Here is a 14,708-nt window from a genome sequence, read left to right as displayed (position 1 = left end):
TCCGTTCCTTTTACCAGCGTCGTTCGAAACGACGACGCAAGAGGATTGCGCCGACATTCATGAGGATGAGGAAGATCAGGAGCACGATGATGGCTCCCGAGGTGCGTTCGACGAAGGCGCGCTCGGCCTCGTTCGCCCACATGTAGATCTGCACCGGCAGCGCGGTCGCGGGGTCGAGCGGGGTCGCCGGCACGTCGGCGACGAAGGCGACCATGCCGATGAGGAGCAGCGGCGCGGTCTCGCCGAGCGCGTGCGCCAGGCCGATGATCGTGCCCGTGAGAATGCCCGGCATGGCGAGCGGCAGCACGTGGTGGAAGACCGTCTGCATGTTCGAGGCGCCGAGGCCGAGGGCCGCCGCGCGGATCGACGGCGGCACCGCCTTCAGCGCCGCGCGGGTAGCGATGATGATCGTCGGCAGGGTCATCAGCGTCAGCACGAGGCCGCCGACGAGCGCCGCCGAGCGCGGGAAGCCGGCGAAATTGACGAAGACCGCGAGACCCAGCAGACCGTAGACGATGGAGGGAACGGCCGCGAGGTTGTTGATGTTGACCTCGATCAGGTCGGTGAAGCGGTTCTTCGGCGCGAACTCCTCCAGGTAGATCGAGGCGGCGACGCCGATCGGCAGCGACAGCACCAGCACGATCAGCATCATGTAGAGCGAGCCGACGAGCGCCACGCCGAGGCCCGCCGCTTCCGGACGGCTCGATGCGCCGTTGGTGAAGAGGCCGGTGTTGAAGTGGCCGGCAAGCGCGCCCGTCTCGGCAAGCTGGTTCATCCAGCCGACCTGGCGGTCGGAGACCTTGCGGTTCTTCTCGTCGACGCCGAGGTCGATCTGCCCCTTGTAGGCGGAATCGACGTTGCCGTGGGCGAGGATCGCCACGTCCACCGTCCTGCCGATGACCGACGGATCGGCCACCACGAGGTCGCGGAGCTGGACGCGGACGCTGTCGGAGATCATGCCGCCGACCTCGCGCATCGCCGCGCGGTCGCCCGGATCGACGCCGAGCACCTTGGCGAGCGCGTTGCGCGCGACGACCGGATAGTTGGCCGTCATCAGCACCTTCGGATCGGTTGCCCGCTCGCCGTCCTTGTCGATCACCTGTTCGGAGAACTCGACCGGGATCGTGATCTTCGTCTGCAGGAAGGCGGTATAGCCCTTGGAGACGACGGACGACAGGAGCAGGAAGAGGAAGAGAAGGCCGAAAGCGATGGCCGCAAGGCCGTAGAGGCGGAAACGGCGCTCGGAGGCATAGCGGCGGCGAAGGCCGATGTCGCGGCGTTCCGGGCGGACGCTCGCCTTGAAGGCGGCCGTCGCGGGGCTTGTCGTGACCTGGCTCATTCGTACTGCTCCCGGTACTTGCGCACGATATAGAGCGCGTAGATGTTGAGGCAAAGCGTGATGAAGAACAGCGTGATGCCGAGCGCGAAGGCGACCAGCGTCTGCGGCGAGGTGAACTCCAGGTCGCCCGTCAGCTGGTTGACGATCTTCACCGTCACCGTGGTCATCGGCTCGAACGGATTGAGCTGCATGCGGGCGGCCACGCCGGCGGCGAGCACCACGATCATGGTCTCGCCGATGGCGCGCGACGCCGTCATCAGCAGCGCGCCGACGATGCCGGGAAGGGCGGCCGGCAGCACGACCCGCTTGATCGTCTCCGAACGCGTCGCGCCGAGGCCGAGGGAGCCGTCGCGCAGCGCCCGCGGAACGGCGGTGATGATGTCGTCCGACAGCGAGGAGACGTAGGGGATCAGCATGATGCCCATGACGAAGCCCGCCGTCAGCACGCTCTGCGCCTGGATGAAGCTCGCATAGCTGCCGGTGGCGAGGCCGTTCAGCTGGGCGGAGATGTCGCGTAGGAACGGACCGACCGAGGCGAGCGCGAAGAAGCCGTAGACGATGGTCGGGATGCCGGCGAGCACCTCGATCAGCGGCTTGGCGACCGAACGGAAGTGCGAGGAGGCGTATTCGGCCATGTAGATCGCGGCGAAGAGGCCGACCGGAACCGCCACCAGCATGGCGACGAAGCCGATATAGAGCGTGCCGGCGAGAAGCGGGATCAGACCGAACTGGCCGGAGGAATCCGTCGCGCCGGCCGCGGCGAAGCGCGGGTCCCAGACCGTGCCGAAGAAGAATTCCCAGGCCGGAACCATGCTGAAGAAGTGGACGGCCTCCGTCAGCATGGAGGCGACGATGCCGATCGTCGTCAGGATGGCGATGGAGGAGGCGCCGACGAGGCCCGCCAGCATGACGCCCTCGACCCGGTTGCGGGCGCGCAGGCGCGGGGCGACGGACCGGTAGGCGACGACGGCGCCGGCAAGGGCGGCGGCAAGGACGAGCACGGTGACGATCATGCGGCTCGTCGTCGTCATGCGGTCGAGGTTCTGCGCGGCCTCGACCATGTAGGGCGCCGGATCGGCGGCGAGCGGCACGCCCTTGGAGGAAAGCAGCGCACGCGCGGCGGCCGCGTCGGCGGAGATCGTCGCGCGTTCCTCCGGCGTCAGGAGCTTCAGGCCGCGGGCGATCGCCCCCACCATGTTGTAATTGAGGTTCTGCGTGGCCTGCGGTTCCGCCTGCACCGCCTCCGGAAAGCCCGAGCGGATCGTCGAGCCGATATAGACGGGGCTCGCGACGATCCAGACGAGAAGCACGGCGATGGCGGGCAGCAGCGCCCAGATGGCCACGAGCGAGCCGTAGTAGCCTGGACGCGAATGGAGGCTCGAAAGCCGACCGCCGGCGAGCGCCTGGGCGCGCCGGTTGCCGCCGACGTAGCCCGTCACGCCGATTGCGGCAACGAGAAGCAGAAGGAGGGAAATGCTCATGAAGGAAGTCTCCCGGCGGGTTCATCCGCCCGACCGTGCGGGGTGCGGCCGGCGCGGTCTCCCGCGCCGGCCACAGGCCATCACATGATGTTGCCGGCCTCGAAGGACTTGCGGATCTCTTCGCGCTCTGCATCCGGCGCGGCAACCAGGCCGTATTCGGCGAGCGGACCGTCGGGGCCGATCATGTCGTCGCTCGTGAAGAACTCGACATAGTCCTTGAGGCCCGGGATCACGCCGAGATGCGCCTTCTTGACGTAGAAGAACAGCGGGCGGGAGACCGGATATTCGCCCGAGGCGATCGTCTCGGTCGAGGGGGCCACGCCGCTGACGGTCGCGACCTTCAGCTTGTCGGCGTTGTTCTCGTAGAAGGAGAGGCCGAACACGCCGATGCCGGACTTGTTGGCGTCGATGCGGGCCAGCGTCTCGGTGTAGTCGCCGTCGATGTCGACGGCCAGGCCGTCCTTGCGCACGGCGATGCACTTGGAAGCCTGCTCCTTCTCGTCGGCGACGAGCGCCTTGATGGCGTCCTGCGCGCCGGAGTCCTTGCAGCCGTGGGCGAGGATCTTCTCTTCGAAGACTTCGCGCGTGCCGTGCTTCTCGCCGGGGATATAGGCGGCGATCTCGGCGTCCGGCAGCGCCGGGTTGACGTCCGACCACTTACGGTAGGGGTTGGCGACGAGCTTGCCGTCGACGACCACTTCGGCGGCAAGCGCCTGGTAGAGGTCCTTCGGCTCCAGCGCGAGGTCGGCATTGCCGGCGTCGGTGGCGAAGACGATGCCGTCATAGCCGATCTTGACTTCCTGGATCTCGGTCACGCCGGCCGCCTTGCAGGCCTCGATCTCGCTGTCCTTGATCGGGCGCGAGGAATTGGCGATGTCGATGGTGTCCGGGCCGACACCCTTGCAGAATTCCTTGAGGCCGCCGGAGGAACCGCCGGATTCGACGACGGGCGTCTTGAAGTCGGGAAGCGTCTCGCCGAAGCTCTCGGCGACGATCTTGGCGTAGGGAAGGACGGTCGAGGAGCCGGCGATCTGGATCTGGTCACGCGCAGCGGCGGCGCCTGCGAATGCGGCGGAGGCAACGAGCGCCGCGACGGTGAGCTTAAGAGAAGTCATCTGGGGTCTCCCAAAGAGAACGTTTGTCGATGCGCTGGCTTCAGCGCGCTCTTGCCGTTGACCGGCGGCTTTTCTCTAGACCCCGATCCCCCTTGCTTTTATGTCATTTCGACGAAACATTTGTGACAGGTCAAATCACTGAAACATAAAGGCTATTCTGCTGCCTCCCGCGGCCGCGCGTGCCCTTTGTGTCAGAACTTGACGGTGAAGACCGTGCCCCTGCCCACCTCGGACTTCACCACGAGGCGCGCCCGGTGGCGGGTGAGGATGTGCTTGACGATGGCAAGGCCGAGGCCGGTGCCCTTCTTGGACCGGCTCGCCTCGACATTGATGCGGTAGAAGCGCTCGGTGATGCGCGGCACATGCTCGGGCGGAATGCCCGGCCCGTGGTCGGTGACGGCGACCTCGGCCGGCGCGCCCTCGCCGCCCGAAAGCACCACCTCGACATGCTTGCCCTCCTGGCCGTACTTGCAGGCGTTCTCCACGAGGTTCTCGAAGACCTCGACCAGCTCGTCGCGGTCGCCGTTGACGACGACCGGATGCGCCGGCACGGCCAGCGCCACCTCCACCCCGAGGTCGCTCGCCAGCGGCTGCAGCGTATCGCGCACGTGGCTGAGCACGGAGGCGAGGTCCACCGTCTGGTCGGGCGCGAGGTTCGAGCGCAGCTCCAGCCGGGACAGCGACAGGAGGTCGTCGACGAGCCGGCTCATGCGCGTGACCTGCTCGTGCATGATGCCGAGGAAACGCTCCTGCGCCTTCGGGTCGTTGCGCGCCGGCCCCTGCAGGGTCTCGATGAAGCCGCGCAGCGAGGCGAGCGGGGTGCGCAGCTCGTGGCTGGCATTGGCGACGAAGTCCGAGCGCATGCGCTCGATGCGCCGGGCCTGCGAGACGTCGCGGAAGGTCAGCAGCCAGAGCGGCTCTGACACGTGATCGCCCGTGCGCAGGACGAGCGGGGCGATGCGCACGATATAGACGGTCTCCGCCGGCAGATGCTCGGCATGCTCCGTCTCGCGCGCCGTGCCGCTTGCGATCGCCTCGCGCACCATGTCGAGGATCGCCGGCGCGCGGATGCGCCCGGCGAGATCGCTGTCGCGCGGGATGGCGCCGAAGAGCGCTTCGGCCGCGCGGTTCTGTGCGCGCACGGCCTCGGCCTTCGACAGGAGCAGGGCCGGCGCATCGAGCGCGTCCAGCACCGCGGCATAGGCGGCCATGCGATCGGCAAGCCGCGCGGCGGCGGCGGTGCCGGTGTCGGCCGCCGCATGCGAGCCCGCCGCGCCGTCGCTCCTGCGGTCGATCCGGAGGAGGCCGGCGATGACCAGCAGCAGGATGGCGAAGGCCACCCAGCCGGCGGGAATGCCGGCGGCCCACATGACGAAGCCGACGAAGGCGGCCGCCGCGACGAGCACCCGTTCGCCCCAGAGCTGCGTCATCACCCAGCCGACAGGCCTGCGCTCATCCGTCACCGCCGCCCAACTCCTCGCGACCATTTCTTCCTCCGCCAGCCTTCGATTCCTCACCGATAGCGTGGCTTCATGACATGTTTTTCACGGCGCGCTTGAATTCGCAATGCGGTTGGGCCAGCTTCGGCCGAACGGCGCGCGGCGCCAACGACCGGAGAGAGCAAGATGGCGGACAAGGACGAGAATCGGGCGGTGGAACTGGAGATCGGCGGCAAGACGCGCCTCTACGACATCGACGATCCCATCCTTCCCGACTGGGTGGAGAAGGAAGCCTTCGGCTCGGCCGGCTTTCCCTACGACAAGAAGCTCGCCAACAAGGATTACGAGAAGACGCTGAAGCTTCTCCAGATCGAGCTCGTCAAGGTGCAGTTCTGGCTGCAGGCGACGGGCCGGCGGGTGATGGCGGTGTTCGAGGGCCGGGACGCCGCCGGCAAGGGCGGCGCGATCCACGCCACCCTGTCCTACATGAACCCGCGCGCGGCGCGCATCGTCGCGCTCACCAAGCCGACGGAGACGGAGCGCGGGCAGTGGTATTTCCAGCGCTACGTGGCGACCTTCCCGACCGCCGGCGAGTTCGTGCTGTTCGACCGGTCCTGGTACAACCGGGCGGGCGTCGAGCCGGTGATGGGCTTCTGCACGCCGGAGCAATACGAGAAGTTCCTGAAGGAGACGCCGCGCTTCGAGAAGATGATCGCCTCGGAAGGCATCCATCTCTTCAAGTTCTGGCTCGACATCGGCCGGGAAATGCAGCTCAAGCGCTTCCACGACCGGCGCCACGACCCGCTGAAGATCTGGAAGCTCTCGGCGATGGACATCGCCGCGCTGAAGAAATGGGACGACTACACCGCCAAGCGCGACCGCATGCTGAAGGAGACGCATACCGACCATGCGCCCTGGACCGTGGTGCGCGCCAACGACAAGCGCCGCGCCCGCCTCGATATCATCCGCCACATGCTGAAGACGCTCGACTACGACGGCAAGGACAAGAAGGCGATCGGCGCGATCGACGACAAGATCCTCGGCTCCGGCCCCGGCTTCCTCAAATAGGCTGCCGCTACGCGCTTCCGCCGGAAGCGCCTCGCCTCATTCGCCCGGCAGGATGCGCACGGCGTAGAGATCGACGCTCGCGCCGTCCCCGGCGATGTCGCTGTTGACAAGCAGGTGGCCGGGCTCGCTCGGCGAGAGCGAGCGGTCGAACTCCACCTGGAACAGGACGTCCGTGCGCTCCGACACGGTGAAGCGGTGGCGGCCGCAGCCGCCCATGGTCGAGAAGGCGCATTCGACCGCGACCTGGACCGGCTTGCCGCTCACCGAGCGGAGCGAGAGCGCCACGGTCGAGGTCTTGCCGGCCATCTCGCGCAGCATGTCCGGCGAGACCGGGATCTGCACCGCGCCCTCGCGCTCCGGATTGGCGGAGGTGACGCGCGCCGCCGGCCCTTCACTGGTGGCGACCGATTCGAAACGGCCCTGCGGCCCGGCCGAAAGACCGGCCGTGTCCTGCGGCGCGAAGACCGGCCGCCAGTCCGAGGAAAAGCGGCTCTGCGTGTCGAGCGCCGTCTTCAGCGGATCCTCGCCGGAGAAGGCTTCGCCCGAGATGCTTCCGGGCGTCGAAAGCTCGTCGTCCGGCAGCGGCTCCAGGAGGCCGCTCGTCTCGATCCACCAGGCGGCCGTGCCGAAGCCGGCGATCAGCGTCGCCACGACGAGAAGGAAGGAGAAGAAGCGGCTGCGCCGCCGGCGCGCCTTCGCCACCCGCTCGGGGCGGAAATCCGCGGGCTCGGAGGGCGTCGCCTCCGCGGCGGCGGCGGGCGCCGGCCTGCCGCCGGCGGAAAAGCGGTCTTCCCGGTCCGGGCGGATCGCGCCGATATCGCTGGCCCCTTCGGACGACGCCGTCCCGGCGGTCCGCTCCGGCGCGTCGACGACCGGATCGGCGCGGCGGGCGCGGTCCGGCTCCCCGGGGAGCTCGGCGGCGGGTTCGATCCGGGTCTCGCGCGCGATCTCGACCGGCGAGGCGGCAGCGGCCCGTTCCTCCGCCTCGATCTGGTGGATGGTGGCCTCGAGACGGTGGCGCTGGGCGGCGACCGTCTGCGGGTCGTTGATCTCCTGCTTGCGAAGCCCCGCCTCCAGCGCGTTGCGCGCCGACTGGTAGATGCGGGCCCGCACTTCCGCATTGGCGCGGTCCGAGCGCGCCAGCGCGTTCCTGATTGCCGTCTCCAGTCCGCTCACATCCGACCTTTCGCGAGGCGGCCGCAGGATCGCTCGGCCGCGAAACACATGTGGAAAGCGCTGTCCTTTCCGGCATTTGTTAGCATTTGCGTAACGTTTGCGGGAGCGTTGCGCAAGTCTTTCGGCCGCAAGGGCCGCGCTTGACCGGGGATAAGCGCCGCGGGCGACAAGCGCTAAAGAGCCCTTTTCAGGTCCCGGTCCCGCTGCTATTCTCCTTACGTTTTCGTAAACGTCATATGGCCCGGACCGTTTCATGGCCCTTCCCGCGATCCTCAGGGACAAGCTGCGCCTGCCCGTCGTCGGCGCGCCGCTCTTCATCGTCTCGCATCCGGCGCTCACGCTCGCACAATGCAGGGCCGGTGTCATCGGCGCCTTTCCGGCCCTCAACGCGCGGCCGGAATCGCAGCTCGACGAGTGGCTTGCAGAAATCACCGAGACGCTTGCCGCCCACGACGCCCGGCACCCCGACCGGCCGGCCGCGCCCTTCGCGGTCAACCAGATCGTCCACCGCTCCAACCGCCGGCTTGAGCACGACCTTGCGCTCTGCGTCAAATACAAGGTGCCGATCGTCATCTCCTCGCTCGGAGCCGTGCCGGAGGTGAACGCGGCCGTCCATTCCTACGGCGGGATCGTGCTGCACGACGTCATCAACAACCGCCACGCCGTCTCGGCGATCCGCAAGGGGGCGGACGGTCTGATCGCCGTTGCCGCCGGCGCCGGCGGCCATGCCGGCACGCTCTCGCCCTTCGCGCTCGTGCAGGAGATCCGCGAATGGTTCGACGGGCCGCTACTTCTCTCCGGCGCGATCGCCACCGGCGGGGCGGTCCTCGCGGCGCAGGCGATGGGCGCCGACTTGGCCTATATCGGCTCGCCCTTCATCGCCACGGCGGAGGCGCGCGCGAGCGAGGCCTACAAGCAGGCGATCGTCGACGGCTCGTCCGCCGACATCGTCTATTCCAATTATTTCACCGGCATCCACGGCAACTACCTGAAGCCCTCGATCGCCGCCGCCGGCCTCGACCCCGACCACCTGCCGCAGGCCGACCCCTCCAAGATGGACTTCGACAGGGGAACGACGGCCGCGGGCGGCGCGAAGGCCTGGAAGGACATCTGGGGCTGCGGCCAGGGGATCGCCGCGGTCAAGGCTGTCGCCCCGGTCGAGACGCTCGTCGCCCGGCTGGAACGCGAATACGCCGCCGCCCGCGCCCGCCTCTGCGGCGGAGCCTGACGCCGGGCCAGGCGGAAAAATCACGAAGTTGAAACTCCCCGCTTGAAATCTCCCCGCATTGCGGCTATCAGCGCAGCCATTCCGGTTCCGAGCCACCTCGGACCCACCGGGCCGCTTTAGCTCAGTCGGTAGAGCACATCATTCGTAATGATGGGGTCACGTGTTCGAGTCACGTAAGCGGCACCATTTTTTCCGACAGGCATGAGAAACATCCCCCGCGCCGCGTCTATTTGTGCGCCGATTCGGGGGTGTCCAGGCTGACGACGGTCGTGTCTTCCGTCGGGGCGTCGACCTCGCGGATCCATTCGCGCCAGATGGCGACGAGGAGCGCCATCAGGACGGGGCCGATGAAGAGGCCGAGGAAGCCCATCGTCTTCACGCCGCCGATGAGGCCGAAGAAGGTCGGCAGGAACGGCAGCTTGATCGGGCCGCCGACGAGCCGCGGGCGCAGCGTCTTGTCGACGATGAAGAGCTCGATCGAGCCCCAGGCGAAGAGGCCGAGGCCGGCGACCAGCGAGCCGCTGGAGACGAGATAGACCGAGACCAGGGTGAAGGAGAGCGGCGCGCCGCCGGGGAAGAGCGCCATGATGCCCGTCAGCACGCCGAGCGTGACGGCGGAGGGCACGCCGGCGATCCAGTAGGCGATGCCGAGCACGATGCCCTCGCCGATGGCGATCAGCGTCATGCCCGTGACCGTCGAGCTGATCGTCGCCGGCACGATGCGCGAGATGCGCTCCCAGCGCGTCGGCAGGATGCGCTCGCCGAGCCGGTCGAGCTGGCCGGCGAAGGACCGGCCGTCGCGGTAGATGAAGAACAGCGCGATCAGCATGAAGAGCATGGCGAGCAGCAGGTTGAAGGCCGCCCCGCCCGCCGCCAGCGCCACCCGGTAGATGTTGCCGATATTGGCGCCGCTGACGATCTGCGTGAGCTCGCCGACCGCGCCCGGATGGTCGAGGAAGCGCGTCCACTGCATGTCGAGCCAGCCGCCGATCGCCGGCAGCTCCCGGATCCACAGCGGCGTCGGCGCGCCGGTCCGGTTCGTCTCGACCGCCCAGCCGATCCACTCGCGGATCTCGTGGAAGGCATAGGTGGAGGCGATCAGGATCGGGCCGACGATGAAGCCGAGGATGAGCAGGATGGCGATCGTGGCGGCAAGCGTCCGGTTGCCGCCGACGCGGGCGATGAGGCGCGAATAGAGCGGCCAGCTCGCAAAGGCGATGACGAGCGCGGCGAGCACCGGAACCAGGAAGCCGTGGAAGAAATAGATGCCGGCGAGAACGACGAGGACGAGCAGCCAGCGCGCCACCGTGACCGGCGCGACGAGGGCCGCGCCCGACGGGCGGGAGGCGCCGAAAAGCCGGGGCTCGTTCCTTTGATGTTCCGAATGCAGCAAAAGCTCTTCACTCCCGATCCGCGGCCCGACGGCCCATGATGACCTCCGGCGGCCGAATTGCCTAGGTAATATCTACCGGAAGAGTGTTAAACATATGCGGGGATTTTTTGGCCGCGGCGCGGCATCATGCCCCGGAGGAGGAAAGATGGCCGCAGACGACGAAACGGCGGGCTTCGCCTCGCCCGCCTGCCTGGCGCATGAGGTGGACCCCGGCTACATGGGCCTGCCGCAGCCGGGCGGGCTCACACTTGCCGCCTGGCGCAAGGCCGAGCGCGAGCGGCTGATCGCCCTGCGGCTCGCGATGCCGCAGGCCGAACGGCAGGCGGCCTCCGAGGCGATCGCCGAGCGGCTTGCGGCGCGGATCGGCCCCTTCGCCGGCAGGACGGTCAGCTTCTACTGGCCGTTCCGCGGTGAGCCGGACCTCCGTCCGCTGGCCGAACGGGTCTGGGCGGAGGGCGGCACGGCGCTTCTTCCCGTCGTCGTCGCCAAGGCGGCGCCCCTCCTCTTCCGCGCCTGGCGAAGCGGCGAACCGCTCGAGAAGGGCGTCTGGAACATCCCGGTTCCGGCCGAAGGCGATGCCAGGGAGCCGGACGTCGTGATCGCCCCGGTCGTCGGCTACGATTCCGCCTGCTACCGGCTCGGCTACGGTGGCGGCTTCTTCGACCGGACGCTGGCGGCGCCCGGCGGCAGGGCCACGGCGATCGGCGTCGGCTACGGCCTGCAGCGGATCGCGACCATCCGCCCGCAACCCTACGACATCCCGATGTCGGCCGTCGTCACCGAGGCGGAGACGCTGACGCCGGCGCGCGTCGTCGGCTGAGCATTCCGGTCACGCCGGGAACATATGCCGGACAGGCTTGATGACGCCGGCCAAAGCCGTCATCCTGACCCACGTGGAGGGACGGAGGATTCTTCCGCGCGACACGAGGAGGAGCATTCGCATGTCGGTCACGGACCCCGCCCCATCCGCGCCGCCGCCGGGCCGTTTCTGGCTGGCGTCCTATCCGCCGGGCGTGCCGGGCGAGATCGCGCCGCTCGGTCACGGATCGATCGGCAGGCTCGTGGAGGCGAGCTGCGCGCGCTACGCCGCCCGCCCGGCCTTCACCAGCATGGGACGCACGCTCACCTTCGCCGATTTCGCGCGGGAGACCGCCAAGGTCGGCGCCTGGCTGCAGGCGCAGGGGCTGAAGAAAGGCGACCGCGTCGCGGTGATGATGCCGAACGTCCTGCAGAATCCCGTCATCATCTTCGGCATCCTACGCGCCGGGCTGGTGGTGGTGAACGTCAACCCGCTCTACACGCCGCGCGAGCTGGAGCACCAGCTGAAGGACGCCGGCGCGAAGGTGCTTTTCGTGCTGGAGAATTTCGCGAGGACCGTGGCGAGCGTCGTCGCACGCACCAGCGTCAGCCACGTGGTCGTGACCGCGATGGGCGACATGCTGGGGCTCAAGGGCCTGCTCGTCAATCTCGTCGTGCGCCGGGTGAAGAAACTGGTGCCGGCCTGGTCGCTGCCGGGACACGTTCCTTTCGCACGGGTGCTGGAAGAGGGCGGGAAGCGGCAGCTCGCCGCCGTGGAGGTCGAGCCGCACGATGCCGCCTTCCTGCAATATACCGGCGGCACGACGGGGATCGCCAAGGGCGCGACGCTGACGCACGCCAACCTCATCTCCAACATGGAGCAGATCAAGCTGTGGATCGAGCCCACCTTCCGGGTGAAGGCGCGGCCGGAACAGCTCGTCTTCGTCTGCGGCCTGCCGCTCTACCATATCTTCGCGCTGACGGTGAACGGGCTGATGGGCATCGCGCTCGGCGGCCACAACGTGCTGATCGCCAACCCGCGCGACATCCCCACCTTCGTCAAGGAGCTGGGAAAGCACCGCTTCCACATCTTCCCCGGCCTCAACACGCTGTTCAACGCGCTGATGAACAATCCCGGCTTCGCCAAGCTCGACCTCTCCGGCCTGGTGCTGACGCTCGGCGGCGGCATGGCGGTGCAGCGGCCGGTGGCCGAGCGCTGGCAGCAGATGACCGGCTGCAACATCACCGAGGGCTACGGGCTGTCGGAGACCTCGCCGGTGGTGACGGCCAACCGCTTCGACCGCCCGGAGTTCACCGGCACCATCGGCCTGCCGCTGCCCTCGACCGAGATCGAGATCCGCGACGACGACGGCCGGCCGCTGCCGCTCGGCACCCCGGGCGAGATCTGCATCCGCGGTCCGCAGGTGATGTCCGGCTACTGGCAGCGGCCGGACGAGACTGCGAGCGCGATGACGGCCGACGGCTTCTTCCGCTCCGGCGACATCGGCTACATGACGCCCGAGGGCTATACGAAGATCGTCGACCGCAAGAAGGACATGATCCTCGTCTCCGGCTTCAACGTCTTCCCGAACGAGGTGGAGGAGGTGGCAATGGCGCATGCCGGCATCCTCGAATGCGCGGCGATCGGCGTGCCGGACGAGCATTCCGGCGAGGCGGTGAAGCTCTTCGTCGTGCGCCGCGACCCGGCGCTCACGGAGGCCGACATCAAGGCCCACTGCGCCGCCAGCCTCACCAACTACAAGCGGCCGAAATTCATAGAGTTCCGCGACGAGCTGCCGAAATCGAACGTCGGCAAGATCCTGCGCAAGGAACTGAGGGCGGCGGAGATGGCGGCTAAACCGATTTAATTTTTTCGGGCGGACGACCGTTCCGGTCTTGATTTGCGCCATGTAAAGCGACTAGCTAGCCCGCATCGTCCAACGCGGGAGACGCCGATGAACACGCTCGTCGAAAAGCTGAAATCCACTGTCCGGGACACCGCCGCCACCGACATCCGCGCAGCGTTCGCCGCCGATCCGGCGCGCTTTTCCCGCTATAGCCTGACGCTCGGCGACTTCCTGTTCGACTATTCGAAATGCGCGGTGAACGAGGCCGTGCTCGCCGGGCTGGAGGCGCTGGCGAAGGAAGCCGGCGTCGAGGCCAAGCGCGACGCGATGTTTTCCGGCGCGGTCATCAACATCACCGAGGAGCGCGCCGTGCTGCACACGGCGCTGCGCAACCGGGCGAACACGCCGGTCCTCGTCGCCGGCCGCGACGTCATGCCGGACGTCAACGCCGTGCTCGACGCGATGGGCGCCTTCTCCGACGACATCCGCTCCGGCCGGCTGACGGGCGCGACGGGCAGGAAGATCACCGACGTCGTCAATATCGGCATCGGCGGCTCGGACCTCGGGCCGGTGATGGCGACGCTGGCGCTCGCGCCCTATCACGACGGGCCGCGCCTGCACTTCGTCTCCAACATCGACGGGGCGCATATCGCCGACACGCTGAAGCTCGTCGAGGCGGAGACGACGCTGTTCATCGTCGCCTCGAAGACCTTCACCACCATCGAGACGATGACCAATGCCGAGACGGCGCGCAAATTCGTGGTCGGCGCTCTCGGCGAGGCGGCGGTGGGGCACCATTTCTGTGCGGTCTCCACCGCGCTCGACAAGGTCGCCGCCTTCGGCATCGACGAGGCCCGCGTCTTCGGCTTCTGGGACTGGGTCGGCGGCCGCTACTCGATCTGGTCGGCGATCGGCCTGCCGCTGATGATCGCGATCGGAAAAGAGGATTTCGCCGATTTCCTCGCCGGGGGACACGCCATCGACACGCATTTCCGCGAGGCGCCGGTCCGGGAGAACATCCCGATGCTGCTCGGCCTCCTCGGCTTCTACCATCGCAACGTGCTCGGCTACCCGTCGCGGGCGATCCTGCCCTACGACCAGCGGCTCTCGCGCTTCCCCGCCTACCTGCAGCAGCTCGACATGGAATCGAACGGCAAGTCGGTGACGATGGACAGCAAGCCGGTCGAGGGCCAGACGGGGCCGGTTGTCTGGGGCGAGCCCGGCACCAACGGCCAGCACGCCTTCTACCAGCTCATCCACCAGGGCACGACGATCATCCCCGCCGAGTTCATGATCGCCGCCAACGGCCACGAGAAGGAACTGCGCCACCAGCACGAGCTCCTGATCTCCAACTGCCTCGCCCAGTCGGAGGCGCTGATGAAGGGCCGCACGCTCACGGAGGCGAAGGCCCAGCTCCTCTCCAAGGGCATGGACCCGGCCAAGGCCGACCGCATCGCCCCGCACCGCGTCTTTCCGGGCAACCGGCCGTCGGTCACCATGGTCTATGACAGCCTGACCCCCTTCGCGCTCGGCCGGCTGATCGCGCTCTACGAGCATCGCGTCTTCGTCGAGGGCGCGCTCTTCGACATCAATTCCTTCGACCAGTGGGGCGTCGAGCTCGGCAAGGAACTGGCGACGGGGCTGCTGCCGGTGGTGGAGGGCAAGGAGAGCGCGGCGGGGCACGATTCGTCGACGGCGGGGCTGGTGGCGGCGCTGCTGAAGGCGGCGCGGTAAGGACAGGTTGCCCCTCACCTGCCTGCCGGCATCCTCTCCCCGCAGGCGGGGCGAGGAAGGCTGGGCTCACCGGTTTCCCTTCCTTGAAGC

11 protein-coding genes and 1 tRNA gene are annotated in these 14,708 nt (G+C 68.0%); 6 read left to right on the top strand and 6 right to left on the bottom strand.

The window, feature by feature from the left end:
- Positions 1-10: 10 nt before the first annotated feature.
- The 4 genes from pstA to phoR all read right to left on the bottom strand — a co-directional run bounded on the left by pstA (position 11) and on the right by phoR (position 5,422).
- A complete protein-coding gene (pstA, locus tag NNZ72_RS14420; RefSeq protein WP_257316019.1) occupies positions 11-1,339 on the bottom strand; it encodes a phosphate ABC transporter permease PstA in 1,329 nt (442 codons plus the stop codon).
- Complete coding sequence (pstC, locus tag NNZ72_RS14415; RefSeq protein ID WP_257316018.1) at positions 1,336-2,820, bottom strand: phosphate ABC transporter permease subunit PstC; 1,485 nt, start codon at positions 2,818-2,820, stop codon at positions 1,336-1,338. Before pstC ends, pstA begins: the two co-directional genes overlap by 4 nt.
- Positions 2,821-2,900: 80 nt before the next feature.
- Positions 2,901-3,935, bottom strand: coding sequence for a substrate-binding domain-containing protein (locus NNZ72_RS14410; protein WP_257316015.1), 1,035 nt, complete (start codon positions 3,933-3,935; stop codon positions 2,901-2,903).
- Between the two features lie 191 nt (positions 3,936-4,126).
- On the bottom strand, positions 4,127-5,422 hold the full coding sequence (phoR, locus tag NNZ72_RS14405) for a phosphate regulon sensor histidine kinase PhoR (protein WP_371747759.1): 1,296 nt from the start codon (positions 5,420-5,422) through the stop codon (positions 4,127-4,129).
- A 138-nt stretch (positions 5,423-5,560) separates the two neighbouring features.
- On the opposite strand from phoR, the gene ppk2 reads away from it, so the two are divergent.
- Positions 5,561-6,442, top strand: a complete 882-nt coding sequence (gene ppk2 / locus NNZ72_RS14400) for a polyphosphate kinase 2 (RefSeq protein WP_257316014.1) — start codon at positions 5,561-5,563, stop codon at positions 6,440-6,442.
- A gap of 36 nt (positions 6,443-6,478) precedes the next feature.
- On the opposite strand, the gene NNZ72_RS14395 is transcribed toward ppk2, so the two are convergent.
- Positions 6,479-7,618 (bottom strand): biotin transporter BioY, encoded by a 1,140-nt coding sequence (locus tag NNZ72_RS14395; protein WP_257316013.1) that lies wholly within the window; start codon positions 7,616-7,618, stop codon positions 6,479-6,481.
- Positions 7,619-7,871: 253 nt separating this feature from the next.
- Between NNZ72_RS14395 and NNZ72_RS14390 the strand changes: the two genes are divergently transcribed.
- Together NNZ72_RS14390 and NNZ72_RS14385 are read left to right on the top strand one after the other, a co-directional pair.
- Entirely contained in the window at positions 7,872-8,846 is a 975-nt protein-coding gene (locus tag NNZ72_RS14390) for an NAD(P)H-dependent flavin oxidoreductase (protein WP_257316012.1), read from the top strand.
- A gap of 110 nt (positions 8,847-8,956) precedes the next feature.
- Positions 8,957-9,032 (top strand) — tRNA-Thr (locus NNZ72_RS14385).
- Between the two features lie 40 nt (positions 9,033-9,072).
- Here NNZ72_RS14385 and NNZ72_RS14380 read toward each other — a convergent pair.
- Positions 9,073-10,239, bottom strand: a complete 1,167-nt coding sequence (locus NNZ72_RS14380) for an AI-2E family transporter (protein ID WP_257316011.1) — start codon at positions 10,237-10,239, stop codon at positions 9,073-9,075.
- Between the two features lie 145 nt (positions 10,240-10,384).
- Between NNZ72_RS14380 and NNZ72_RS14375 the strand changes: the two genes are divergently transcribed.
- The 3 genes from NNZ72_RS14375 to pgi all read left to right on the top strand — a co-directional run bounded on the left by NNZ72_RS14375 (position 10,385) and on the right by pgi (position 14,618).
- Positions 10,385-11,059: a 5-formyltetrahydrofolate cyclo-ligase gene (locus NNZ72_RS14375; RefSeq protein ID WP_257316010.1), complete on the top strand. Its 675-nt coding sequence runs from the start codon at positions 10,385-10,387 to the stop codon at positions 11,057-11,059.
- Between the two features lie 121 nt (positions 11,060-11,180).
- Positions 11,181-12,905: a long-chain-fatty-acid--CoA ligase gene (locus tag NNZ72_RS14370; protein ID WP_257316009.1), complete on the top strand. Its 1,725-nt coding sequence runs from the start codon at positions 11,181-11,183 to the stop codon at positions 12,903-12,905.
- Positions 12,906-12,992: 87 nt separating this feature from the next.
- Entirely contained in the window at positions 12,993-14,618 is a 1,626-nt protein-coding gene (pgi, locus tag NNZ72_RS14365; protein ID WP_257316008.1) for a glucose-6-phosphate isomerase, read from the top strand.
- Positions 14,619-14,708: the final 90 nt, after the last annotated feature.

The sequence above is a fragment of the Shinella pollutisoli genome, assembly GCF_024609765.1.
Taxonomy (GTDB): Bacteria; Pseudomonadota; Alphaproteobacteria; order Rhizobiales; family Rhizobiaceae; genus Shinella; species Shinella pollutisoli.
The sequence above is the reverse complement of the archived record's forward strand: the minus strand, read 5'-3'. Positions and strand labels throughout refer to the sequence as shown.

Coding starts and splice junctions, on each gene's coding strand:
- NNZ72_RS14375 (WP_257316010.1), top strand. CDS start 10,385: ATGGCCGCAGACGACGAAACGGCGGGCTTCGCCTCGCCCGCCTGCCTG.
- NNZ72_RS14410 (WP_257316015.1), bottom strand. CDS start 3,935: ATGACTTCTCTTAAGCTCACCGTCGCGGCGCTCGTTGCCTCCGCCGCA.
- pstA (WP_257316019.1), bottom strand. CDS start 1,339: ATGAGCCAGGTCACGACAAGCCCCGCGACGGCCGCCTTCAAGGCGAGC.
- NNZ72_RS14390 (WP_257316012.1), top strand. CDS start 7,872: ATGGCCCTTCCCGCGATCCTCAGGGACAAGCTGCGCCTGCCCGTCGTC.
- phoR (WP_371747759.1), bottom strand. CDS start 5,422: ATGGTCGCGAGGAGTTGGGCGGCGGTGACGGATGAGCGCAGGCCTGTC.
- pstC (WP_257316018.1), bottom strand. CDS start 2,820: ATGAGCATTTCCCTCCTTCTGCTTCTCGTTGCCGCAATCGGCGTGACG.
- ppk2 (WP_257316014.1), top strand. CDS start 5,561: ATGGCGGACAAGGACGAGAATCGGGCGGTGGAACTGGAGATCGGCGGC.
- pgi (WP_257316008.1), top strand. CDS start 12,993: ATGAACACGCTCGTCGAAAAGCTGAAATCCACTGTCCGGGACACCGCC.
- NNZ72_RS14370 (WP_257316009.1), top strand. CDS start 11,181: ATGTCGGTCACGGACCCCGCCCCATCCGCGCCGCCGCCGGGCCGTTTC.